This window comes from Aequorivita capsosiphonis DSM 23843, assembly GCF_000429125.1.
Lineage (GTDB): Bacteria > Bacteroidota > Bacteroidia > Flavobacteriales > Flavobacteriaceae > Aequorivita > Aequorivita capsosiphonis.
Map to the genome: position 1 here is coordinate 41283 of NZ_AUBG01000007.1, position 26010 is coordinate 67292.

22 protein-coding genes are annotated in these 26010 nt (G+C 38.2%); 11 read left to right on the forward strand and 11 right to left on the reverse strand.

Going from position 1 to position 26010, the window contains the following annotated elements:
* Positions 1–6: 6 nt before the first annotated feature.
* Both G440_RS0106405 and G440_RS0106410 read right to left on the reverse strand, forming a co-directional pair.
* A complete protein-coding gene (locus tag G440_RS0106405; RefSeq protein ID WP_026450549.1) occupies positions 7–1257 on the reverse strand; it encodes a type IX secretion system plug protein in 1251 nt (416 codons plus the stop codon).
* A gap of 136 nt (positions 1258–1393) precedes the next feature.
* Entirely contained in the window at positions 1394–2272 is an 879-nt protein-coding gene (locus G440_RS0106410) for a retropepsin-like aspartic protease (RefSeq protein WP_026450550.1), read from the reverse strand.
* A 758-nt stretch (positions 2273–3030) separates the two neighbouring features.
* On the opposite strand from G440_RS0106410, the gene G440_RS0106415 reads away from it, so the two are divergent.
* The 9 genes from G440_RS0106415 (at position 3031) to G440_RS0106455 (ending at position 15905) form a co-directional block, all read left to right on the forward strand.
* Positions 3031–4383: a Na(+)-translocating NADH-quinone reductase subunit A gene (locus G440_RS0106415; protein WP_026450551.1), complete on the forward strand. Its 1353-nt coding sequence runs from the start codon at positions 3031–3033 to the stop codon at positions 4381–4383.
* A 5-nt stretch (positions 4384–4388) separates the two neighbouring features.
* On the forward strand, positions 4389–5588 hold the full coding sequence (locus G440_RS0106420) for an NADH:ubiquinone reductase (Na(+)-transporting) subunit B (protein ID WP_026450552.1): 1200 nt from the start codon (positions 4389–4391) through the stop codon (positions 5586–5588).
* Between the two features lie 2 nt (positions 5589–5590).
* On the forward strand, positions 5591–6340 hold the full coding sequence (locus G440_RS0106425; RefSeq protein ID WP_026450553.1) for a Na(+)-translocating NADH-quinone reductase subunit C: 750 nt from the start codon (positions 5591–5593) through the stop codon (positions 6338–6340).
* 3 nt (positions 6341–6343) lie between these two features.
* Positions 6344–6988, forward strand: coding sequence for an NADH:ubiquinone reductase (Na(+)-transporting) subunit D (locus tag G440_RS0106430; protein ID WP_026450554.1), 645 nt, complete (start codon positions 6344–6346; stop codon positions 6986–6988).
* A 73-nt stretch (positions 6989–7061) separates the two neighbouring features.
* Complete coding sequence (gene nqrE, locus G440_RS0106435) at positions 7062–7802, forward strand: NADH:ubiquinone reductase (Na(+)-transporting) subunit E (RefSeq protein WP_026450555.1); 741 nt, start codon at positions 7062–7064, stop codon at positions 7800–7802.
* Position 7803: 1 nt separating this feature from the next.
* Complete coding sequence (gene nqrF / locus G440_RS0106440) at positions 7804–9114, forward strand: NADH:ubiquinone reductase (Na(+)-transporting) subunit F (RefSeq protein ID WP_026450556.1); 1311 nt, start codon at positions 7804–7806, stop codon at positions 9112–9114.
* 360 nt (positions 9115–9474) lie between these two features.
* Complete coding sequence (locus G440_RS20600) at positions 9475–14349, forward strand: M4 family metallopeptidase (RefSeq protein ID WP_051285192.1); 4875 nt, start codon at positions 9475–9477, stop codon at positions 14347–14349.
* 110 nt (positions 14350–14459) lie between these two features.
* Positions 14460–14822, forward strand: a complete 363-nt coding sequence (locus G440_RS0106450; protein ID WP_026450557.1) for a hypothetical protein — start codon at positions 14460–14462, stop codon at positions 14820–14822.
* 78 nt (positions 14823–14900) lie between these two features.
* Positions 14901–15905 (forward strand): FAD:protein FMN transferase, encoded by a 1005-nt coding sequence (locus G440_RS0106455; RefSeq protein ID WP_026450558.1) that lies wholly within the window; start codon positions 14901–14903, stop codon positions 15903–15905.
* Position 15906: 1 nt separating this feature from the next.
* Here the strand turns inward: G440_RS0106455 and G440_RS0106460 are convergent, their stop codons facing one another.
* The 8 genes from G440_RS0106460 to G440_RS0106495 form a co-directional block, all read right to left on the reverse strand.
* Entirely contained in the window at positions 15907–17997 is a 2091-nt protein-coding gene (locus G440_RS0106460; RefSeq protein ID WP_026450559.1) for a T9SS type B sorting domain-containing protein, read from the reverse strand.
* A gap of 30 nt (positions 17998–18027) precedes the next feature.
* On the reverse strand, positions 18028–18783 hold the full coding sequence (locus G440_RS0106465) for a class I SAM-dependent methyltransferase (RefSeq protein ID WP_026450560.1): 756 nt from the start codon (positions 18781–18783) through the stop codon (positions 18028–18030).
* Between the two features lie 89 nt (positions 18784–18872).
* Positions 18873–19676, reverse strand: coding sequence for a type I methionyl aminopeptidase (gene map, locus G440_RS0106470; RefSeq protein ID WP_026450561.1), 804 nt, complete (start codon positions 19674–19676; stop codon positions 18873–18875).
* A gap of 4 nt (positions 19677–19680) precedes the next feature.
* Positions 19681–20088, reverse strand: a complete 408-nt coding sequence (locus G440_RS0106475; protein ID WP_026450562.1) for a BT0820 family HAD-type phosphatase — start codon at positions 20086–20088, stop codon at positions 19681–19683.
* Positions 20089–20136: 48 nt separating this feature from the next.
* The gene (locus G440_RS0106480) at positions 20137–20736 is read right to left on the reverse strand and encodes a thioredoxin family protein (RefSeq protein WP_026450563.1); all 600 of its coding nucleotides are present in this window, start codon (positions 20734–20736) and stop codon (positions 20137–20139) included.
* A 9-nt stretch (positions 20737–20745) separates the two neighbouring features.
* A complete protein-coding gene (locus G440_RS0106485; RefSeq protein WP_026450564.1) occupies positions 20746–21189 on the reverse strand; it encodes a DoxX family membrane protein in 444 nt (147 codons plus the stop codon).
* 55 nt (positions 21190–21244) lie between these two features.
* A complete protein-coding gene (gene gpmI, locus G440_RS0106490) occupies positions 21245–22783 on the reverse strand; it encodes a 2,3-bisphosphoglycerate-independent phosphoglycerate mutase (RefSeq protein WP_026450565.1) in 1539 nt (512 codons plus the stop codon).
* Positions 22784–23010: 227 nt separating this feature from the next.
* Entirely contained in the window at positions 23011–23757 is a 747-nt protein-coding gene (locus tag G440_RS0106495) for a M15 family metallopeptidase (RefSeq protein ID WP_026450566.1), read from the reverse strand.
* Positions 23758–23793: 36 nt separating this feature from the next.
* On the opposite strand from G440_RS0106495, the gene G440_RS0106500 reads away from it, so the two are divergent.
* Positions 23794–24237 carry a GNAT family N-acetyltransferase gene (locus G440_RS0106500; RefSeq protein WP_034259187.1) on the forward strand — a complete coding sequence of 148 codons (444 nt, stop codon included), beginning with the start codon at positions 23794–23796 and terminating at the stop codon, positions 24235–24237.
* Between the two features lie 105 nt (positions 24238–24342).
* Here the strand turns inward: G440_RS0106500 and pepE are convergent, their stop codons facing one another.
* Positions 24343–25044 carry a dipeptidase PepE gene (pepE, locus tag G440_RS0106505; RefSeq protein WP_026450568.1) on the reverse strand — a complete coding sequence of 234 codons (702 nt, stop codon included), beginning with the start codon at positions 25042–25044 and terminating at the stop codon, positions 24343–24345.
* Between the two features lie 128 nt (positions 25045–25172).
* Here pepE and G440_RS0106515 point away from each other — a divergent pair, with 128 nt between their 5' ends.
* Positions 25173–25991, forward strand: a complete 819-nt coding sequence (locus G440_RS0106515; RefSeq protein WP_026450569.1) for a carboxypeptidase-like regulatory domain-containing protein — start codon at positions 25173–25175, stop codon at positions 25989–25991.
* Positions 25992–26010 lie beyond the last annotated feature (19 nt).

Consider the following 26010-nt stretch of genomic DNA (forward strand, 5'->3'; position numbering starts at 1 on the left):
CCGAAATTAGTTATTGGAAATATTGGTTGAATTTGCATAGCCCGTTCCAATAATTCGGTCATATCTGCCGCCTAATTCCCTGTAATAAACAATTACCGAATAATCGTTTTCAGTTTCCCAAAAATCGCCGCTTACGGCACCTTCATCAATACTGCCGTCTCTGTTTACAACTACATATTTATAGTCGTAAAAGCCTTGTTTAAAGAGGCGAGTGTTTTTATAGCTATCACTTTGGGAGTCGTATTTCATATAGGTGCTGCCGTCAATAGTCCAATTATTGAAATTGCCATAAACATGTAGTTCCTTGTCGCCAAGATCATCGTAATACTGAAGGTTGAAATGCATCCGCACATATTCTGCTTCAATATCTTGGTTGCGGGCATCGACGTTACGTACTACAAAATTTCCATTGATATCAGGATTGTAAGTATAAGGCCTATCGTATCTTGGAATGTTTGTATAAAGATAGTTTTCGTAAACATCAGTTAATTCTATGGCTCGCACCCCATTGGAGGCAGAACGTTCATCTTTATTGTCGAAAGAAAGAAACTCGTTTCCCCCGCCAAAGGAAGCTTCTTTGTCATATTTATAAATCAGTTCATTGCCCATAGTATATTGGGGAATTAAATCTGTGATTGCAGTTTTCAGATTGCTATTCTGAAGCACGAGTGTTTTTACCGTTTGCTTTGGGTTTATCAATAATAGGTTAGGTGAATTCACGCTGAATTGCACGACCTGTTTTTTGTCAATCACTTTTAGATCGCGAGAACGTTTTATTTCAACTCCAACGCTTGCAATATTTTCAACAACCAAAAACCTACGTGTGAAAATAAGCTCGTCGTTCTTGTCGAGAACGCTCAGAATATAATTCCCGCTTTTTTTAATTTGTCGTGTGTCTCTATTTGGGATGGTTAGTTCGTAATGTGAAAATAGTTGAAGGGTGTTCAATGAATTCTCATAATTCTGGATGCGCATCTCGTCAAAGCCATCTAAATATTCACTTTTTGAAAGGTCACTGGGCGTCCAGTCAAAATCGTGGTGGGTAATGGTGTAATAGAAATCTGCTTCTTCGCCATTAAGGGCATCAAAACTAAGTTGGAGCCGGTCTCCAAGACGTATAACAGGCAATTGGCTTTGGTCTGTACTACCTCTAAACTGAATGGTGCTGATGTATGATGGTTCAATTTTTTCCACTTGAGCGAATGAAAGAGAAACGATGAACAATAAAAGCAGGGTGGTGGAGTATGATTTTAACATGAATTTATTTTAAAAAGCTAAGATAACAAATTTTGTGCCTTTTAATTGCTGTGTTTTTAATGGAATTTAAAGGCTTCGGTGTTGTGAGGGTTCTAGCTTCATTTGATGGGGGAGTCATCCACTCAAGTGGGAACAGTTACTTCTGCACAATTAGTCTTTTATTCGGAATATCTATTGTGATTTTCTTTCCAATCCAATTGATACCCATAATACCTTCGTGAATCAGACCGTCAATAAATGTCGCCTTAAAATCATTTACAGAAACGTTATTATTTATGTCGGTCATTTTTGATAATGTGGTATAGTAATATTCATTTCCAACTTCTGGTTTAAACATACTTGGCTTAAATTCACTCGCAAGACTTTCTTGATCAATTCCAAGGTTTTCCATAAATCTCGAACTAAATCGAAAAACATTAAACCCAGCGCCGCTATCTAAACTTACATTTAATGCTAATGAGTCATTCAATTTGATTGTGGTGGCAATTCCGATTCTAATATCGCGGTCATTGTTAATTTGGATTGGCATCTCAAAATCTTTATCTGCAATAAGTTGGGATAATGAATTTTCTGATTCAACGCTCAATATGTTATTTTCAAAATCAATGGTTATAGCCATGTCCATAAAAGGTGTTAATGAAATTAATCCATCAAGTGGAAAATCAATGTCATAAACTGCAAATTTTTCCTTGGCTGCCTTAAACGCACCAATTTCTAAAGTTTTGGAATTCCATAAATCGGATTGTAGTTCTTCGCCTGTCGCTCGGTGTCCTGTGTAGAAGTGGTGAGTTTTTTCGAGATCAGTAACTTTGTCTGCAAACTTTTTGGTCAACAAATTGATTCCCGCTCCGGTGTCAAAAATGAAATTTCCTTCAATTCCGTTAATTTTTGCCGGAATTATGATATGTCCGTTTGGGGTTTGTGTAAAGGGAATTTGGACTTTTTTAGGAGTCTTTTCCTGTGCGTGATTTAATGTTGTAAAAGTGATTAATAAAATGGTGAATATTTTTTTCATGAAAATCTGTTGTATTTTTCCCTTTATAGGTAAGACGACCAACTTGCTCTTTCGTAACAATATTTATTTTGGGTAGGGATGTTTTCAAAATTCTTACAGCTGAAATTAACGGCTATCTTAAACAGCATTTTGCATCTTTTTTGGAAGTATTGAGAAGAAACAATACGTAGATTAAAAGAGAGGTGTTGTATTTAAACGCCATACCTGTTTTCGCATAAACCCAAATAATAAAATGTTCTATTATGTTTACAATCTACCCTGATTGGAATTCTCCGATGATGAAATTTTAATTGTTAAAAATAGAAGAGATTGATTATCCAGGAATGCTATTGAAATTAAAAACCTGCTAAGCAAGAAATAATGGGGATGTCATACTTTTAACGAAGCAGAATGCATTTTTTATCTCGGAGCAGGAGGCTTCTTTTTTGATACATCGGCTTTTATCTTGGCAGCTCTCCAGTTCTATGGGTTCTGCAAGGCTAATCCCAAAATGAAATGAAATTGATGTGCTCGAGTGTTTATCATTGCCGATAGTGTCGTTTTTAAACTCGGTTTTTGAAAAGGAGCTAAAACCGAATCATTTGTTTATGAATTTAAAAGTCTTTTAAATGAACATTCAACTTTTTTAACATTGAAAATTATAGGCTTTTGTTGTGCAATGGTGGTTTTAATTTATAAATTTGCGCTCCCTTAATAACCGCCCATTAGTTTTTGGTGGTACGAAGGGTGTTAAAAAGGCATTATTAATATCCATATTCATGTCCAAAGACATTAAGATTACAAAAGGTCTTACCATCAATTTAAAGGGCGAAGCAGAGAAGACGCTAGCTAGCGCACCACGCTCTAGAACTTTCGCTATCAGACCTTCAGATTTCCATTTAATTACTCCTAAAATGGTGGTTAAGGAAGGTGGAAGCGTACAAGCTGGTGATACAATTTTCTATTCGAAAACTAACGAACTTATAAAGTTTGTCTCCCCCGTTAGCGGTACCCTTACAAAAATAGAACGCGGTGCAAAACGTGTAATTACTAACCTACTTATTGAAGCAGATCCGCAAGATACTTTTAAGGATTTTGGGGTGTTGAGTCCAACTGCTTCCAGCCCCGAGGCTATTAAAGCTCGTTTGTTGGAATCTGGTTGTTGGCCCTTTATCATGCAGCGTCCGTATGCCGTAATTGCAGATACAGAGATTGTGCCTAGTAATGTTTTTATTTCGGCATTTAGTACTGCGCCGTTGGCAAACGATCCCGATTTTTCGCTACACGGAAAAGAAAAGGAGCTTCAAGCTGCGGTAACCGCACTTAGTAAGCTTACTGAAGGTCAGGTGCACGTTGGTGTTGGCAAAAGTGGAAGCTCTCCTTTTAAGGGTTTAAAAGATATTACGCTTCATAATGTTTCTGGGCCGCACCCGGCAGGAAATGTTGGAACTCAAATAAATAAAATTAGTCCTGTCAATAAAAATGAGGTTGTGTGGACCATTGCGCCACAAGATCTTGTGATTATTGGAGAGTTGCTGATTACTGGTAAGTTTAACGCAGAACGTGTTATTGCGCTTTCTGGTTCCGAAGTTAAAACTCCAAAGTATTATAGAACTAGAATAGGGTCAGAGGCCTCAACATTTCTGTATGACTCTGGCTTGAAGAATGAAAATGTACGTGTAATTAGTGGCGACGTGCTTACTGGGACAAAAATTTCACCTAAAGAACATTTGGGTTATTACAGCAATACGGTAACGGTAATTCCCGAAGGAGACGATTATGAATTATTTGGTTGGAACAAACCAGTTTTTGATAAAATATCCACTACGCGAGCATTGACTTTTTCTTGGTTAACCCCAAATAAAAAGTATAATCTGGATACCAATACCAATGGAGAGCACCGCGCATTTGTTGTTACCGGTAATTATGAAGAAGTTTTTCCATTAGATATGTATCCCCTGCAAATGCTAAAAGCATGTATGGTTCAGGATTTGGATCAAATGGAGGTTTTGGGAATGTATGAGGTTGCTCCGGAAGATTTCGCGCTTACCGAGTTTATTTGCGTGAGCAAGCAGCCGCATCAGCAAATCATCAGGAATGGTCTTGATTTAATGTATAAAGAAATAGGATAATCGCTATGGGATTGAAACAGAATTTACATAAGCTAAAGGAAAAGTATAAAGGGACCAAAATGGCTCCGGCGTTCAATGCATTGCATACCTTTTTATATACCCCGAATGAAACCACACATTCTGGCTCACACGTTCGTTCGGTAGACGATTTAAAGCGAACGATGAATACGGTGATAATGGCGCTTATTCCTTGTTTGATATTTGGAATATTCAATGCTGGATACCAACATTATGCTGCTATAGATGCAACACTGCGCTTAGATCCGTTGGGTAACTTTTTTACTTGGGATAACTTTATTTTAGGAGCCTGGACCGTTTTACCGTTGGTGATAGTATCTTATGTTGTTGGTCTTGGTGTTGAATTTATTTTTGCTATTATCAATAAACACGAGGTTGAGGAAGGGTACTTGGTAACTGGAATGCTCGTGCCACTTATTGTGCCGATAGATATTCCAATCTGGATGCTTATCGTGGCAGTAATCTTTGGAGTTGTTATAGGAAAAGAGGTTTTTGGAGGTACAGGAATGAATATTCTTAACCCAGCACTAACCATTCGTGCCTTCTTGTTTTTCGCTTATCCTACTTGGATGAGTGGAGATAAAGTTTGGGTACACGGTGCAAAAGCTATGGCCGGTCAGCCTGACGCTATTTCGGGTGAAACTATTTTAGGAAGTCTAGCACAAAATCATGAACCTATATATAGTCTTTGGGATATGTTCTGGGGCTTTATTCCCGGTTCGGTGGGAGAAACATCCACCTTCCTTATTCTTATAGGAGCCGCTTTCTTAATTTTTACCAAAATAGGAAGTTGGCGAATTATGCTTTCTGCAGTTGTTGGAGCTATTGCAATGGGTCTTATCTTTAACGGTGTAGTTGATCAAGGTTGGATTAAAGAAGGAAGTAGTTTCTATGCATTGATGAACGAAACGTATTGGCACCATTTGATCATTGGAGGTCTTGCTTTTGGTATTGTTTATATGGCGACAGATCCCGTTACGGCGGCGCAAACCAACAAAGGAAAATGGATATATGGTTTTCTCATTGGGTTTATGTCTGTAATGATACGGGTTTTCAACCCCGCATATCCAGAAGGAGTCATGCTTGCAATACTTTTAATGAACGTATTTGCACCAACGATTGACCATTATGTAGTACAAGGAAATATTAAGAAGAGACTGAAACGTTTAAAAGTTAAAACAGCGTAATCATGGCAAAAAACACGGATAAAAACTCATATACCATCATCTTTGCGGTGATCATGGTTATTGTAGTTGGATCACTTTTAGCCGGGGTAGCACAAGGGCTTAAGAGTAAGATAACATTAAATGAACGTTTTGAAAAAATGCAAAACATTCTCTATGCTATGGGTATTAATGATAATGATGGCGATGGTGATGTTGCATTTATTGCTACCGATAAAGTTGAAGCGGCTTTTGATACAAATATTACGAAGCAGTTGGTGATTCAAGGCGATAAAGTGACTGAAGACCCAGAGGCGTATTTGATCGATATTAAAAAAGAGGCAGAAAAAGCAAAGGACCCAAACTATCAACGCAGATTACCACTTTTTGTTGGTGATAAAGATGGTGAAACACTGTATGTAATTCCTATGAGAGGGAAGGGGTTATGGGATGCCATTTGGGGTTTTGTCGCTATAGATAAGTCATTTGTGGTTCATGGAGTGTTTTTTGATCACGCCGGAGAAACTCCCGGTTTAGGAGCCGAGATTAAACAACGGTATTTTATGGATGACTTTGCAGGCGAAGAAGTAATGAATGGAGATGTCTTTAAAGGTATTACGGTTGCAAAGGGTAATAATGATCCTATAAATGAAAACAAAACAGATAATAAGGTTGATGCTATTGCCGGGGCTACTATAACGGGTGATGGTGTTACTGCAATGATAAAAAAGGATGTGAGAATGTACATTCCTTATCTAGAATCTTTAAATAAATAGAATATGGCACTTCTTTCAAAAAAAGATAGCAAGTTAATTTTAGATCCACTAGCGGATAACAACCCTATTACCATTCAGGTTTTGGGAATTTGTTCTGCATTGGCAATTACTGCTCAGCTAAAGGCTTCAATCGTAATGGCAATATCGGTTATTGCCGTCTTGGCCGTTGGAAACGTGGTTATATCGCTAATGCGAAATATAATTCCTTCCAAAATTAGAATTATCGTTCAACTGATCGTTGTGGCTGCCTTGGTGATTATTGTGGATCAAGTATTAAAGGCTTTTGCATATACGCTAAGTAAAGAACTTTCTGTGTTCATTGGGTTAATTATAACCAACTGTATAATTATGGGGCGTTTTGAAGCTTTTGCTTTAGGAAACGGGCCTTGGCGTTCTTTTCTAGATGGAATAGGAAATGCCGCAAGATACGGACTTATTCTTGTAATAGTTGGTTTCTTTAGAGAACTTTTAGGATCTGGAACGCTTTTGGGAATTCAGGTTTTAGGAGATCCTATCGCAAAAACAGGTCTTTATGCAATAGGCTATGAAAACAACGGTTTTATGTTGCTTTCCCCCATGGCATTGATTGTTATTGGGATCATCATCTGGGTGCAACGTTCAAGAAATAAAGAATTAATAGAAGAATAACAAACTTGGCACTTGCCAGTAGCAGGGGCCAGTCCTACTGCAAACTGCAACTGTAAACTGAATACTCAAAAAAATGGAACATATAGAGTTATTTTTTAAATCGATCTTTATAGACAATATGATATTTGCCACCTTCCTTGGAATGTGTTCATATCTTGCTGTTTCTAAAAAAGTTACAACCGCTGTTGGTCTTGGGGCTGCAGTGATTTTTGTTCTAGCGGTAACTGTGCCCATTAACTGGTTGCTAGATCAATATATTTTAAGAGACGGTGCCTTGGTTTGGTTGGGAGAAGAATATGCTTCTTATGACTTAGGTTTCCTTTCGTTTATACTTTTCATCGCTACTATCGCCACTATGGTTCAATTAGTAGAAATTGTGGTGGAAAAATTCTCACCTTCACTTTATAATTCATTAGGAATTTTTCTTCCGCTTATCGCTGTAAACTGTGCGATTTTGGGAGGATCGTTGTTTATGCAATCTAGGGAAATCCCTACCTTGGGGTTGGCATTGAACTATGGAATTAGCTCAGGTATCGGATGGTTCTTAGCTATTTTAGCGATTGCTGCCATTCGTGAAAAAATTCGTTATTCCAATGTGCCTCCAGCATTGAGAGGTTTGGGGATAACATTTATTATCACAGGGTTGATGGCCATCGGCTTTATGAGTTTTGGAGGTATGTTAACAGGTGGTGACGATGACAGCACTTCATTGGAAGGTAAACCTGAAAATATTGGCATCCAGAAAGAAGAGATTCAACAAGAAAATATAGAAACCGAGAAAACGGTTGAAGTTTCAACTATAACGAAGCAATAGTATGTTTTTAGCAGTAAGTACATTAGGAGTAATTTTAGTAACGGTTATCGCATTTTTGATCTTAACTTTGCTATTAGTTGCATTATTACTTTTTACGAAACAGAAGCTTTCGCCATCTGGTCCAGTAAAAATCACTATCAATGATGAAAAAGTAATTGAAGTAGAAAGTGGAGGGTCACTTTTATCTACGCTTAGCGGCGAAAAAATATTTCTTCCATCAGCCTGTGGTGGAGGTGGAACCTGTATTCAGTGTGAATGTCACGTTGTTTCCGGTGGTGGTGAAGCACTTCCTACAGAAACTCCACATTTTACACGTAAAGAGTTAAAGGATGGCGTACGTCTTTCTTGCCAAGTAAAGGTAAAGCAGGATATGAACATTCAAATTCCTGAGGAAATCTTCGGAATCAAGAAATGGGACGCTACCGTGGTTAGAAACTATAACGTTGCTTCCTTTATTAAGGAATTTGTAGTTGAAATTCCTGAGGACATGGGCTATAAGGCGGGTGGTTATATCCAGATAGAAATTCCACCTTGTGAGATAAAGTTCGAAGATATGGACATTACCGCACACCCAGAGGAACATGAAACACCAGACAAGTTTCAGGACGAATGGGATAAATTTAAACTTTGGCCTTTGGTAATGAAGAATACTGAAATTACCGAAAGAGCTTATTCTATGGCGTCATATCCAGCCGAAGGACGTGAAATTATGTTGAACGTTCGTATTGCAACTCCGCCATTCGATAGAGCCAAGGGTGGATGGATGACGGTTAATCCAGGAATTGCTTCTTCTTATATATTTAATTGTAAAAAAGGGGATAAAGTAGTTATCTCTGGACCTTATGGTGAATTCTTTATAAATCCTTCCGAAGCAGAGATGCTTTATGTAGGTGGTGGAGCAGGAATGGCACCTATGAGATCGCACTTATACCACCTTTTCAAAACTCTTAAAACTGGTAGAAAGGTTACGTATTGGTATGGTGGACGTTCAAAAAGAGAGTTATTCTATTTAGAGCACTTTAGAGAATTGGAGAGAGAATTTCCAAACTTTAAATTTTACTTAGCCTTAAGCGAACCAGCCGAAGAAGATAACTGGAAAGTAAAAACAGACATAACTGATGAGGCTGGTGATGGTTTTGTAGGCTTTATCCACCAAGTGGTGATTGATAATTACTTAAACCTTCACGACGCACCAGAAGATATAGAATTGTATTTCTGTGGTCCTCCATTGATGAACTCAGCAGTTCAAAAAATGGGTGAAGACTTCGGAATCCCAGACGAGAATATTCGATTTGATGATTTTGGAGGATAGAGATATTCTAAAATTTTAAAAAATGCCTTTCAGAAATGAAGGGCATTTTTTTTTGATGACATTTTATATTTTTTCCGATTCATTAATATCAATCCATTCTTTTGATATTAACATAAAGTGAGGATTTATTATAATATCATTTGTTATTAGAGTAACTCATTTATTGAATTATTTGTAATTTCCGATGTAATCATTTGTATATTAGTGTTTAATGAGTTAAATTTATCAGCAAGAATCTCCTCAAGTTCTAGATTTGTTCCTTAACTCCTCACAAAAGAACGGTCTAATGTCAAGATAAAATTGCTTTTATTACAATCTAATTAATATTTTATCAACCTTCACCTCTAACCAAAAACTATTATGAAAAACAATCTACCCGTTTACAGAGGCCTGTTCTTCTCAGGCATTTTTTGTCTACTATCAATTTTTTCGACCGTAGGCCAAAATAAGATTTCTAAAGCAACCATTGTTCCTCAAAATGATGGTTTAATTATTTTAGAAAGTTCGAAACAGTTTTCACTTCAAAATAAGGAACAATTATTTGAAGAGGTTTTTAATGCTCCGGATAACGTTTCTTTCATGGAAACAAAAACTGAGCAAGACAATTTGGGTTACACCCATATAAAAATGCAGCAATACTTCAACAATATTAAGGTGGAGTATGGAACGATACAATTGCATTCAAAACAAGCTAATGTAAAATCCATTACTTCTGAATATCGGCAGATTGCTTCAGATTTTTCTACACAGGTAGCGATAAGCGCTCCTCGAGCATTTGATTTCGCGATTGCCCACATTAATGCTGAGCATTATTTATGGGACTTCCCTGAGATTGCCGCAAGAACCAGCAACTATCAAAAACCAGAAGGTGAATTGGTTATTTTACCAGTATTTTCTGATTTAGAAAACGGAAAGGTGCAAACATCCTATAAGTTGGCTTATAAATTTGACATCTACGCAACCCAACCCGTAAGTCGTGGCTATTGGTTTATAGATGCAAATACAGGAGAAGTCTTGTTATTTGATGCAATTATAAAACACGCTGTAGATAGAATTGAACCTCTAACGATTATTGCAACAGTACAAACAGAATCACAATACTGTAGCCAATTAGAAACTAGTTTTGCTACTCCTAACATATTGGCAATTGGAACGGCCGATACCCGTTATAGTGGTTCTCAAAATATTACTACTAGCTCTGGGGGTCTTGGTTTTATTTTAAAAGACGAAACACGTGGCAATGGCATACACACTTTTAACGCTAATGAAACTTATGGTTCAACGCTGACCGACTTTACAGATGCCGATAACAATTGGACAGCTGCTGAATTTGACAATAACGCTAAAGATAATGCCAGTATGGATGCTCATTGGGGCGCAGAAAAAACCTACGACTATTGGATGGAGATACATGGTAGAAATAGTTATGATAATGCTGGAGCGACAATAAACAGTTGGGTGCATTATGGACCAAGTGTAAATAACGCCTATTGGAATGGAAGCACTATGCTCTATGGAGATGGCACTTGTGTGTCTGAAGGTTGTAATGGTTTTGATGCTCTTACCGCAATAGACGTTGCTGGGCACGAAATTGGTCATGCCGTTACTACAAATACTGCAAATCTTGTATATGCTAGGGAATCTGGAGCGTTGAATGAGGGTTTTTCAGATATTTGGGGTGCTGCCATTGAGCACTTCGCTAAGGGAAATGGCAGTGATACTAGTCCCGATCCGAATGTATGGCTGGTAGGAGAAGAAATTGATAGAAGACCTGGTTCCGCCGCGCTCCGATCTATGAGCGATCCTAATTTATTAGGTCAACCAGATACATATATGGGTACTTATTGGATCGATGCCTCAAATGGTTGTATTCCAACACAGAGTAATGACCAGTGTGGAGTGCATACCAACTCTGGCGTTATAAATCATTGGTTTTATTTAAGCGTAGTAGGTGGCGCTGGTACAAATGACAATGGTGATGACTTTTATGTTGAAAGTATCGGAATGGCAAAAGCATCTGCAATTGCATTTCGAACTCTTAATCTCTATCTTTCTGCTAATTCAAAATATATAGATGCAAGAATCGGGTCTATACAAGCAGCTTCTGATCTTTATGGAAATTGCTCTTTTGAAGTGCAGGCTGTTACAAATGCCTGGCACGCTGTTGGAGTTGGAGACGTATTTGTAAACTCGTGCGTTCCAGCAATTGGTTTTATTAGCACAACAGAAAGTTCTCTTGAAGGCTCGGATTGTGGTTTTATTGATGTTTCAATTCCACTTAATATTGCAATTGCCGCTTCACAAGACGCTACGGTAAGCTTTACTGTTTCAGGAGGTAGCGCAGATAGTTCAGATTTCACTTTAATGACACCTACTGTTACTTTTCCAGCGGGTTTAATTACTGAACAAAATATGATACTTCGTATTGGTAGCGATTCATTCTTGGAAACTGATGAAACTATTGTAATAGATTTAGCTGTTGACCCGAACGGAGGCGATGCTTTTGCCGATCCAGCCAGAAGCAGCCTAACCTTTACTATACTAAACGACGATTTTGCCGCTGCTACCACTCAAGTAGTTGATGTTTATTCAGAAAATTTTGAAACAGCACCCTACAAAACCGATTCAAGTAGTAGCTCAGCTACAGATTGGGCTGTGGGTGACGCAGCAACTGCATCTAGTGCATATTGGACTATATCAAACAGTAATGCATCTCTATTTGCGTTTACAAATGATGATGCTTGCAATTGTAATAAAAGTAATGATCTTTTGTGGACAGATTCTTTTAACCTCAATGGATATATAGATGCAACACTTCTTTTTGATCATGCATTTTCAGATATTGGTTCAGAAACAGCTGAGGTGCAAATTTCAATAAATGGTACGGCGGGCCCTTATAATACTTTGGCACCTCTTTCCAATATTGGAAATTCGTCAACGCCTTGGGTAAATGACGTAACTATAGATCTTACACCTTATATAAATAATCCAGCAGTGTCAATTCGCTTTAAATATAACGACGGCGGTGGTTGGGCTTATGGTTTGGCCGTGGACAATATACGGGTCTCTGCAACAAAAAACACAGAGGTACAGACAGCTATAAATACAGCTACTGCAGCGAATATAAATCTTTATGGTGTTGGTACGGCATATGCAACAGATGCGGTAACAGGCAAAATTATGGTAGCCATAGAGAATAATAATGCAGACGATTATGGCTGTACCACAATTGCCGTAGATCGAGCTGGAACAGGCGCTCAGTCTTATAACGGTAGTACAGGTAACAACCGTGTAATGGATAAGCGGTTTATAATTACTAGTGCTAATAATATTACCTCCGGAGATACAAAAATGAGCTTTTATTTTACTGACGCTGAAATTATTGGCTGGGAAACTGCAACTGGTCAAGACCGTAGCGATTTAGTTATAGGCCACGAAGTTAATGGCGAAATTATTGAAAGTGCAACAACTACTGTATTCAATTTTGGACCGGACAATAAAATGCTTGTGGCCGACTTAGGAAAGGCAAATGGTAGTTATTACTTTGGCCTGGTAGATGCTTTTGGTTGTGGTCCCATTACAACTTTAACAAGTTCCGGTTGGAGTAATGGTGTTCCTACCTCAGGGAATACGGTCGTTATAGATGCAGATTATAGCACAGCAACGGCTTCACTTGAAGGTTGCAGCCTTTGGGTAAAAGCTGGTAGAACGCTTACAGTACCTGCGAGTTCTTATATTAAAATCGATGGAAATATTAAGGTGGATGGCACCTTGTTTATAGATCATGAAGGCAGCCTCGTTCAGGTAGATGATAACGCAACAGTTACAAATAATGGAAGCATTACGGTACGTAAAGTAACGCCTACGCTTGCACCTCGTTCCTTTATGGTTTTAGGTAGCCCAATGACAGCTGAAACCCGAACTGGAGTCTATGACGCTTCCATTCTGTTGAAAAGGCATATTACAACAAACTTTTTTCCGAACCCAGATGTAGCGGCTGCATATCCTTTAGCAGAAAATTTTGCTGATGATAATGGTGATGATTGGTTAAACTACTCAGGGAGCATTAATGCTGGTGAAGGTTATTTAGTATATCCGCAACCAGATCTATATGTAGGTGGTTCATATATCTTTAACTACACACAAGGAACGCTCAATAATGGTGAAGTTAATTATGCTGTCGACTTTCATATTGATCAAAACTCAAGTCCAAATATTGTTGGCAACCCATATGCTTCAGCAATTGATGCACTTAAGTTTATTCAAGATTTGGATAACGATATGGTTAACACAGTTTATTTCTGGGAGCACTTAACACCTGCGTCTTCAAGCTATCCCGGATATAATAACTTTAACTTTGATATGGGCGATATCTCTATGTTCAATAGTTCTGGAGGTGTGAAAGCTGCAAACGATCCTGGAACCTCAACAACTCCCGATGGTTATATTGCTTCAGGACAAGGTTTTGGTTTCAAAGCAACCAACGCTGGAACGGTTAAGTTCAAGAACGATATGCGCGTTACAGACCATAACGATACCTATAGAAGAGAAGTAGAAAACAGAAATCGCATTTGGCTAAACGTATCAAATGAAACTTATGGATTAAGCAGTGGTATGCTGGTTAGCTTTTCTGAACAATCCGTGGATGCTTATGACGCTAAATATGATGCAAAAAGATTGGCTACACCACTGAGTCTTTATTCAAAATTGAATACTGGTGAAGAACTTGCTATTCAAGGCCGAAGTATAATTAACAATTATGAGGAAATTCCATTGGGGTTTGTTAGCCAAGTAGATGAAGTCCAAGAGTATGAGATATCTATAAGCAATACCGATGGAGTTGTTTGGCCAGATGTACAAGTATATTTAATTGACAAAGTTAGTAATAAGGTTCATAATCTAAATAGTTCAACTTATACTTTCAAGACCACAGCGGGTTCCCAAAACAATCGTTTCGTGCTTGCATTCAAGAGAACAGTTCTGGGTGCTTCAGGAAATCTGCTTGAAACTATTAGCTTAGTGCCAAACCCAACCAAGGCATATATAACTATTCTATCGCCAAATGCTACAATCAATTCTGTTGAAGTGTTCGACATTCGAGGTAGAAGTTTAATGGCTGTAGATTACCATGGTAGTCAGTATTCACTAGATCTATCAACCTTGCAATCAGCTGTCTATTTTGTTAAAATAAACACTATAGAAGGTTCTTTAACCAAAAGGATTATTAAGGATTAATAGGAATAAGCAGCTTCACAATAATTACCGCCTTTGTAATTACAAAGGCGGTTTATTTTTATTGAAAGATGAAAGAATAAATCTAAAATTCTGTAATTTTGACGCTTCTTATGGATAAAAATTTAAATAAGCAAGAACTTCACAATCTTGCGATGAACATTGTAGGGAAACAGCTGGAAGCCGATGGATACGAATTTCTTGGAGTCAATTCAAAGCTAAAAAGAGACCCTCAGTTTGTTGCCCTTAAAGATAAAGTGCTCCACTTTGTAATTGTGCGAGCCATTAGTTTTCCTGAAGATGCGCACGCCTATGATCCTGAATTAATGCAAACCATTAAGGAGCACGCCGATAAATTTGAAGCAAAAACCTATTATGCCGGTGTGGGGCTTGGTCACGGTGATGATTATGGAAAAGCAGTTTTAAGAGATGAACCATATACCATGGTCTATAAAGGTTTGCAGGAAATCCATTAATTATTCTCCAATGACTACTGTTCGTTTTTACCTTAATCTTCCCAAACTTTAAGACCTTTGCGGTCAAACTATGGTACTATGAAATATCTATCGCTTTTATTGATTTTCCTATTTGCTTCTTGTGGAAGCAATGAGCCCGAACCTGAATTTTTTCAAGGAGAAGCATTTGGTACTACCTATAACATTCAATTGTACTCCAAGAGCGATGTCAACTTCCAAAAAGGGTTAGACTCCGTTATTGCAGCTGTAAATCATTCTGTAAGTACATATATACCAGACAGCGATATTTCTAAAGTGAATAGGGGAGATTCTACCGTAGTGGTAGACTCTATATTTAAAGAAGTTTTCGAGATTTCTTCCAAAATCAATAAAGAAACAAATGGATATTTTGACCCAACCATTGGCGTTCTGCGTAATGCTTACGGTTTTGGTGATGTAAAGCCATTAAAAAATATAGATAGTACAAGGCTAGATTCCCTGATGAAATATGTTGGTTTTCATAAAGTAAAACTCAATAATGATGGAACAATCTCAAAAGAATATCCTCAAATGTATTTTGACTTTAATGCAATAGCAAAAGGTTTCGGAATCGATTGTTTGGGACGCTATTTAGAGTCAGAAGGTGTGAAGGATTATTTGATTGAATTGGGAGGTGAAATCCTTACTAAAGGGGAAAACCTTGCAAAACATCAAGAATGGGTAGTGGGTATAGAAACGGTAACTTCTGAGCTAGACGATCGAAGTTTTGCCGCTACTGTAAAACTTAAGAATGTGGGAATGGCTTCTTCAGGTAATTACCGGAAATTCCGGATTGATTCAGCAACTGGGAAGAAATATGTACACACCTTAAACCCGTTAACCGGTTCGGCGGAACAAAGTGATGTAACGAGTGCAACAGTATTAGCCGCTACTTGTGGCGAAGCAGATGCCTATGCAACTTCATTTATGGCTTTAGGATTGGAAAAGTCAGAAGAGTTATTGAAAGATTTGCCGAATGTGGACGCTTATTTAACTTACACCGATTCTTTAAACCAAGATCAAGTTTTTATTACCGAAGGCTTTAAGAGAGCCATGCCAAAATAAACTATCTTTTTAAGGTGAAGTGGCCTCTGTATTGCGGCCTATCCTTAATGTCTATGGTAAACCAGTAATCGCTTGAAGGCAAAGGTTTCCCTTTAAGGTTGGTACCATCCCAGCCTTTGGAAGTGGGTGAAATTTGCTTTAATAACTTTCCGAAACGATCGAAAATATAAATTTTAGCATCTGGAAATTCATTCATCCCAATGAACTGCCAGTAATCGTGGTAATTATCACTATTTGGGGTGAAGTAACGCGGATAATCCAATACTAAAACTTGTTGTGAAACTACGCCACAACCGCGCTTATCACGAACGTATACCGTGTAATAACCATTCTTAAGTCCTTTAAAAATATTGCTGTCTTGATAATATACATTGCTGCCGAGAGCGTACTCATAATCGCCTGGACCTTCCACGATTATTTCAATTGAATTATTGAACCCGCTAAAGTCAATAACTTTTATACCAGTTATCGTGGCAATATTGGAAGGAAGAACTTCTACACTCACATTGTTTTCACATCCGTAATAGTTTGTTACTGTAACATTATAATTCCCAGGAGTATCTACGAGAATCTTGTTTAAGTTAACTCCTTCTTCGCCCGTATTCCAGGTATAATAATGAAACCCTCCCTGAACAGAAATTTCCAGTGGTTCATCAGCGTTTAGACAGTAGTAATATAAGTCTTGACTGAATGTTGGTATCGGCAATGGATTTACAACAATGTTAAATTGTGTATAATCAAAACACCCTGAGTCAGTTTCTAGCATGTTTACATAAATGGTCTGTGGATTTTCGGTATTTCGAAAACTTCCAGAAATGGGATTGGTTCCGTTCAACCTGTCCTCAATAGAAGTGTAATAATTAATTTGGAAATCGTTCGCTGAAAGTCCGTTGCGAATTTCAAGATCCATGTCTTGGAGGTTTACGGTGATTTGGCCATCGAAATCGTCGTCACATTCCACGAAACCTTCAGGCGCTGTGGCGAGTTTAATTCTGTTTATATATCCTTCAAAGGAAGTAACAGCAAAACACAACGGATCGTTTTCATCAGTTACCCGAACGTATATGGTGTTGGGTGTTTCAGTTAACTCTATACTTCTTCCTATTGCATTTACGTTGTTATTGGCATCATCTTCCGAGTTGTGATAACTAAAAACATAGCCTTCTGGATCTGGAATTACCTCAGGAATTATTGAATCTAAAACATAAAGCACAGTGGAAGTGTAGTTGCAAAAAACCACATCTTCAGGATTCATCAACTCTGGGCTGCCTACTTCAATGGTGAAGGTGGTTAAATCGGTACAACCATTTGTTCTTTGAATACGCGCGAATATGGTTTGCGGGTTTTCGGTATTGGTATAAGGGCTTGTTAGTGGGTTTATCCCAATACTGGCGTCGTTTAGACTCTCGTGATAGGTAACTGTAGCATCGGTTTGTAAACCAATGATGGCGCTGGTTTGTAGTTCAAGATTAAAGTCAGTGAAACCGTCTGGATTAGTATCTGTTTCGCAGTTAACCATATTTTCAGCTTGGTTGGCAACCACTGGAGCCGGCAATTTTGCGGTTCCTGTATAAAATAAGCTTAAAGGGCCGGAGCCTACTGCGCGATCCACCAAAAGATAATAGGTGTCACCAGCCGTGGCGTCTATATACATTAAATAACCATTGCCATCTTCTCCGGGACCTTCCTCGGTATCAGTTTCATCCATGTTTAGCCCGGTTGCAGCAGGAACTCCCGCTTCTTGCGGATTTGTACTGGAACATCTAATGGAGGCTCCCAAAGTGGTACAGGTAACTGATGGTCCATATATGGCAAAATCATAATCATCCTCCCCGTTATCGGGAATAAGATCGAAGGTAAAAGTTCCCGATTCAACAATTATAAACTTAAACCAAATGGTATGTTGGTCAAAATAATAACAGGGAGGAACTTCATTGCCGGGCAATGAAAACTCATCAAAGCCAATTCCATCAGGATCAATTCCTAGACTCGAATCCCCACATATAGTAATTGCATTCACGCAATCATTGGGATTTTGCGCGATTGCGATACTTGTGAACCCTAATAAAAAGAAAAGTAATTTTAATTTCATTGAGGACTAATATACGGATAATTAGATAAGTTATTTCTTACAAACAGGAATTAATTCTCCTTTCGGCAGTCTATATTTTTCAACTTCTTCTTCGGAAAGTGTGTTGGTATAGTCTACTGCAGCGACTTTAAAGCCAATAGATTCGAGTTTGGTAAAATAATCCATTCCATAAACACGAACGTGGTCATATTGCCCAAAGATTCTGGCGCGCTCTTTAGGATCTGTAATACTGTCGTCTTCAAAAGTAATTTCCAAATCCGCTTTATAGGGAATTTGTAGAATAGCCGTGCCGCCAGGTGCAAGAATTCGATAGATTTCAAGCATCGCTTTGGTGTCGTCTGGAATGTGTTCCAAAACATGGTTGCAGATTATAAAGTCAAATTCATTATCCGTAAAAGGTAAATCGCAAATATCTGCTTTCACATCGGCGATAGGTGAATTTAGGTCGGTAGTGGTATAATCCAGATTTTTCATATTTCTGAATTTTTTATAAAACGCCTGCTCGGGCGCAAAGTGAAGCACTTTTAAATTTTCAGTAAAGAAACCTGTTTCATTTTTTAAATAGAGCCATAGTAATCTGTGTCGCTCCAACGAGAGCGTTCCTGGGGAGAGCACATTCTCACGAACAATTTCATAACCATAAGGAAGAAATTTCCGATAGGATTTCTCGTCTATAGGATCTTTATATTTATTTCCTCTTAGAAAAAATGCCAGAATAGGCCTACCAATAATGCTCAACCTAATGAGCAATGGACGGGGAATGGTATTTAGGATTTTTTTGAACAAATTGTAAAACAGATTTACTTTTACTCTGTGTTCCTCTGTGCCTCCGTGGTGAACTTTAAACCACAGAGGCACAGAGAGCGCAGAGGTTTTTAGCTTCGAAACTCCTTCTCTTCATCACTCTTAATCCCCAAAGCTTCATAAACGTAATCAAAAGTTGAGAGTAATTCGGGTTTGCCGTCAACCAAGGCGATGTCGTGCTCAAAGTGTGCACTCGCTTGTCCATCTTGCGTTACAATGGTCCAACCATCGCTTAATTGTTTTATTTTATGTGTTCCCAAATTTATCATAGGCTCTATGGCAACAGTCATTCCTTCAATAAATTTCTTTCCACGACCGCGACGCCCGTAATTCGGCATTTCGGGATCTTCGTGCATTTTTGTTCCAAGACCGTGACCCACCAACTCACGAACCACACCGTAGCCATGTGCTTCACAATATTGTTGAATGGCATAACCAACATCACCTACGCGATTTCCAGCTTTAAATTCGCGAATACCGACATAAAGTGACTCCTTAGTGATTTTTAAAAGCTTTTTAAGTTCAGGAGATACTTCGCCTACTTCAAAAGTATATGCGTGGTCTCCATAAAAACCGTTTTTGATAGCGCCGCAATCTATAGCTACAATATCGCCATCTTTTAGTGGGATATCTGTTGGCAAACCGTGAACCACGGCGTCATTAACACTGGTAAGCAAGGTTGAAGGACAATCGTATAACCCCAAGAAACCTGGAATTGCATCTTGACTGCGAATATATTCCTCGGCCATTTTATTTAGTTGATTGGTTGTTACGCCAACTCTTACTTCCTTTGCTAACATTCCCAAAGTGCGGGATACCACTAATGCACTTTCGCGCATCAATTCAATTTCGTCTTTTGTTTTTGGTATTATCATCGTGCTATTTTAAAAAGGAAAAAAATCCTTTCTTTTGATATTTAGGGTCGGGCGCAGGTTCACCGATTAGTTCTTGGTATATTTCACCCCAACTTTTAAGACCACCAATATTGCGATCGTCTATAAAAATATCTGCGTGTATTTTTCGACTTAGGGAAGTGTCAAATTCTTCTTCAGGAAAACTGCTGTTTACGGCGTAGAAGACAATGCCGTTTTTTTCGCAAAACTTTACGGCTTCATCCAAGGCAGAACCTTTCCTGTAGGTCCAAAGTATAAGTCTATGGCCTTTGTTTTGCAACTTTTTTAAGGTGTCAAAAGCAAATATAATAGGCTTGCCAATACCTGGATATTCATCTTCCACGATGGTTCCATCAAAATCGACAGCGATAGTTAAGGTTTCTCCAATCATCATATTTTTTCAAGCTGCAAAATTACAAAGAATTATAATGATGCCAATGGATTATTCGGCGTAAGCGTGCTTGTAATCTTTTCCGCTTAAAATGGCCAGCATATCTTTTTCAAGAGTTTCAATTGGGTATTCCACTATTCTGCCTAATTCCTTTTCGTTTTTATAAAAGATAATTGTTGGAACGTTAAAAATATCGTGTTCTTTTATTAAATCCTGCGGCATGGTTTTATCTTCGGAAACATTAATTAAAGTGAGTTTAGATTCATCAAAGTCTGCATCGTCTAGAATCTTATATAAATGTGGAACATCCCGCTGACTGTCTTCACACCAAGTACCCATAAAGACTGTAATAGAAACATCTTTAAGAAGTGGTTTTAATATTTCTAAGGTTTCTGGGTCTGCTTTATAACCTTCGTAACTTAGATTGAACCAGTCTTTAAAAGGATCCATTTGCAGCCCTTGGCGGTTGGATTTTCCAATAAGCATTACAGATTCTTCATAGGGAATGGTATTATTCATTTCTTTCGCCTTTGGGTTTTCAGAATCGGCTGTTGTTATTTCAGGATTATTCATTTCCGCTTTGTTTTTCTCTTTGGAAGAATTACAGGCTACCATTGTAATTGTAGCGATAATCAGGAGTATTTTGTTCATTTTTCTATTTTAATATTTATGATATTTATTTTTTTTCTTTAAGAAAGAGTCCAATTCCAAAAACTTGAATTTCATAAAGCCTAAGGCAAAAGCTGCTGCGGAAGCACTAAAAACGGAATAATCGAAAGCGCCCTTTATCCCGGTCGAAAAAGTCATGGATATGGCAAAGAGCAATAAAAGGAATCCACTGAGTTTTGCGATAAGCTCTGTTTTGTATCCAATTAATAGAAGCAGTGCGAAAATTATTTCAAGAGCGGTAGCAGCTATTGCCAATGTGGGAATAAAAGATATTGGGAACCAAGGGTTTAATATTTCGGTATATTCCAAAAAGCTGTTCCAATTTCCCCAAACCGAAACATCTTGTGGCCACCAACCGAATCGATCAGCAGAGGCTGATAAGAATCCTGCCGATATTGCGAGTCTTAAAAAGAGTTTGATTATTTTCTTACCCATAATTAGCGTTTTTAAATTGACCAGAATGCTTAATATTGATTGCGGTCACAATGGATTAAACCAAAGATTCCTGCGTCATAACCTCGGGTTTTTCTACCCCCATGATATCGAGGATAGTAGGAGCGATATCTCCTAAAATTCCATTTCTAACGGCTTTAATTTCATTGTCAACAACAATAATAGGAACCGGGTTTATTGTGTGTGCGGTATTAGGGGAGCCATCTGGATTGCGCATGGTTTCGCTATTGCCGTGGTCGGCAATTATTAATGTTACATAATGGCTTTTTAAAGCTTGCTCAACAATTGCCCGCGCACAGTTATCTACTGTTTCAACAGCTTTTACAGCTGCTTCAAAAACCCCGGTATGGCCTACCATATCAGGATTTGCAAAATTTAAGCAGATAAAATCGGCAGTTTCATTTTCAATTTCTGGTAAAATCATATCCCGAAGATCATAAGCGCTCATTTCGGGTTTTAAATCGTATGTTGCTACCTTGGGAGATGGACAAAGGATTCTTTTTTCACCTTCAAAAGGAATTTCCCTTCCGCCAGAAAAGAAGAAGGTTACGTGAGGATATTTTTCTGTTTCCGCAATTCGGATTTGTTTCTTTCCATTTCTTTCCAATACTTCCCCTAAGGTGTCGTGTAGGTTTTCTTTCTTGTAAACCACGTGAATGTTTCCGAAGGAAGCATCATAATTAGTAAGAGTAACGAAATAAAGTGGAAGCGTTTTCATTCCAAAATCTGCGTGATCTTTTTGTGTCAAAACCTCCGTAAGTTGTCTCCCGCGATCGGTTCTAAAGTTGAAGAAAATTACCACATCATCACTTTCTATGGTTGCGACTGGCTTCCCCTGCCTGCCGGCAGGCACGGCTTCAGAATTGGTCATAACAATCGGTTCGATAAATTCATCGGTAATTCCTTCGGCATAACTTTCCTCGATGCTTTTTATAGCATTGTGCGAAGGTTTTCCTTTTCCGAAGCGTAGAAGATCATAAGTTTTTTTAACGCGTTCCCAGCGTTTGTCGCGATCCATAGCGAAATAGCGACCAATGATTGAAGCCAGTTTTCCGCCAGTTTTTTCCATATGATTTTGCAAATCTTCAATAAAACCTTTTCCAGAATGTGGATCTACATCGCGGCCGTCTGTAAAAGCGTGAACGTAAACATCTTCCAGTCCTTCATTATGAGCGGCTGTAAGCAAACCTTTTAGATGTTCCATGTGTGAATGCACTCCACCGTTAGAAACGAGGCCCAAGAAGTGAACTTTCTTATTATGACTCTTTGCGTATTCAAAGGCTTTTTTCAGTTCAGGTTCGCTGTTTAAGGTGCCATTTTCCACAGCCATATTTATTTTGGCGAGGTCTTGATAAACAATTCTACCCGCACCAAGGTTCATATGTCCCACTTCGCTGTTGCCCATCTGTCCGTCTGGCAGCCCAACATTCATCCCGTGCGTAAGCAACTGGGCGTGCGGATATTTTTTATAAAGGGAATCTAGAAAAGGCGTATCGGCTTGGGCAACGGCAGAAACAGAAGGATCCTGCGTAACTCCCCAACCATCAAGGATCATTAAAAGGACTTTTTTATTCATTTTGTAAAGATACGAAGGCTTCGTGGGATTTTAGATTAAGAGTTTAAATGTTTAGGAGTTTAAGAGTTTATGAGTTAAGAAGTTTATTGGTATGCTTACGAAATCTATCAACCACTATGATTAACATTTTAATCTCACAAAGACGCTAAGTCGCAAAGTTTTTTATTTTTGAACACTGAACACTGAACACTGAGTCTTGAACCTTGAATTTTAAATATTGAATCCATTTATGGCAGCAATTTCGGATTAATATCCATAATGTTTTCTTTCACATACTTCGAAATAAATTCATCTGAAAAATGCTCATTCCCCATTAATTTTTCTTCGGAAAGCATCTTCTTTACGTCAATTTTTTCCTCGTATTCCTTTAACATTGGGATTGAAACTGGCGCGTAACTGAAATGCCAAGGCTCATATTTAAAACCTTTGCGGTTGCCATTGTCGGTGTAAACTTCATAGAAATTGAATTTTTCGGCGTTTTCATTTAACCACACTTTAAAATCACAGTAAGGTCCGTTTCCGTGAAAGTTTTCAGGCATCAATACATTTGCGGGGCGTGGAGCGTTGGCGTCTATAATGTCTAAATCTGTTCCCCAATGATGTCTTGAGGTTCCGGGTATTGTGGAATATTCAATGATCTTATCAATTGCTTTTTCGGGAGAAAGACCTTGAGAAGTAAACTGTTTGTACTTTCTTTCGAAAATTTCTTTTTGTCTCTGAAAACTGCGGTATGAAGATACAACTTCAATCTTTATATTATCCTTTGCAGCCGCTGCTTTCATCTTGTTAAATGCTTCCTTCGTGGTTTTATTCATTTTTGAAGTGTAGGTATCGCCAATGATATCTGGATTTCCTTTCCCAAGAAGTTGGTTACGAGTAAATTCTTCGGAAAAATCCTTAAAAGAAAAATGTGGAAAAATAGCCAAGCTTATTCCGGCAAGACCAGAAATTTTAATAAATTCGTTACGCTTCATTGAAATTGTTTTGTGAAGTTTAAAATTACTATTAATTTGAAAGATAACGCCATTTCAATCCGCATTATTGAAGCCAAGGAAATATTTAGCATTCTTCCACTTCTGCAAAAACTGGGGAATTATTCAGTTTCTGAAGCGATTTTAAAGGAGCGACTACAGGAAATGACGCAGCAAAATTATGAATGTCTCGGCGTTTATAATGCCGATTCATTAATAGGTATTTGTGGTTTATGGTTTCAAACAAGGCATTATGCTGGTCGTAGCTTGGAAATGGATCACGTTATTATTGACGATTCTTACCGCAGTCACGGCATTGGGAAAATGATAATTGAATTTGTGAGCGATTACGCCACGGAAAAATCTTGTAATTGGATTGAATTAAATAGTTATGTACACAATTTTCCTTCGCATAAGTTTTTTTACAATCAAGGTTTTGTGGCGAAGGGGTATCATTTTGTGAAAGAGTTAAAAAAGACGTAAGACCGCTGCGCTAAAGGACATATGATGTAAGACTGAAAACGGAATTCATTAATTCATAACTGTCAAGTAAATATATTTTGGATACTTTCAACTGTCAGCGATTATTTAAAAAATTAGAATCGTTTCGCTTTCTATCTCGTACGGTACTTTCCCTTGTTCAAAAACGCGGGCTTCAAGTTCTCCTCTAAGAATAATTTCATCTCCTTTTACGCGCAACCAACTTCCTTCTCTAAGTCCGACCACTGGAATAGTGTTTTGGGTGTGGAACTCTGCAATTCGGGTTTCGCGAGTTTCGCCCATATGTTTGCTATTGGAATCTGGATCTAAATAATGTGGGTTTAAATTAAAGGGAATCACTCCCAAAGTTTTAAACGATGGCGGATAGACTATCGGCATATCATTCGTGGTTTGCATAGAAACTCCACAAATATTACTTCCAGCACTGGTTCCCATATATGGCAATCCGTTAAAGATAGCTTCGCGAAGTGGTTGCATCAATTCTAAACGATAAAGCGCACTCACCAACACAAAGGTATTTCCACCGCCGGTAAAAGCTCCTTTTGCATTCTTCAAAGCTATAACTGGATCTTTAAATGTATGCAATCCGATTAGCTTTTTACCAATTTTCTTAAATACCTGCGCTGCTTTTGTTGTGTATTCATCGTGGGTTATTCCACCAGGGCGAGCATAAGGAATAAAGATTACTTCTTCGGTATCTTTAAAGAGATTGGCCATTTCTTCCGTTAGATAATCTAAATATTCGCCGCCGAAAATGGTGCTAGTGCTTGCTACTAATAAGTTTTTCATTGATTTTATGTTTTTCCATCGGCTATTTTCATGCCTCAAGAGTTTGGTTTTATGCAAAATGTAAATTTAACTATTGAAATTGGAAGATTTAAGTTTTCAGTAACAAAACAAATCCGTATTTTTAGTGAATGACAAAAAAACTACTACTTCTACTATTTATCGCTATTTCCCCAATGTTGCTGGCGCAAGATATTGATCGCACTAAAGTTATTGGGAAAATTCACGTGCCTCAGGGCGAAGACGCCGAAGGTATTTCAGTTTATAATATCTCCGCTCAAAAAGGAACCATCACAGATGCCTATGGGAGTTTCGAAATTGATATAGCTGAAAACGATCGCATACAAATAACCGCGCTACAGTATCAATCATTTACTGTTATAGTGGATAAGGGGGTTGTAGAGCGAAAACTTTTGAATATTTTCTTGAATCCTGCTGTAAACCAACTGGAAGAGGTAGTGGTTAGGCCGTATGATCTTTCGGGGAATATAAACGTAGATGTAAAAAAGATTCCCACCTATAATGTGACAAAAGATTGGGACTTGAGTTATGCAGCCATGGAATATGACTATAATTTTAAACCGGATGATAAAACATCCATTTCTGGAAATGCTGCAGAAGAAGCTTTGCACGATCACACTATAAAAAATGGCGCAGATGTTCTGGCTATTTTGGGCGGGGTTGGTCAGTTGTTATTTCCGCAGGGAAAAAAGATATCGATTGCGGAGCGCGAACGGAATCAGGCCTTGGTAAGCAACAATATCCAACAGCGTTTTAGCAAGGATTTTATTGCAGCCAACTTCGATATTCCCGAAGATAAGGCGGTTGATTTTCTTTTTTACGCCCAAGAAAATGGTCTTGACCAGAATTTGTTAAAGCCAGAGAACGAGATGGAGCTGATGGAGTTTCTTATGAAAAAAAGTAAAGAATACAAAAAACGCAGTGAATAAGAAGTTCTTCTTCTGAGCG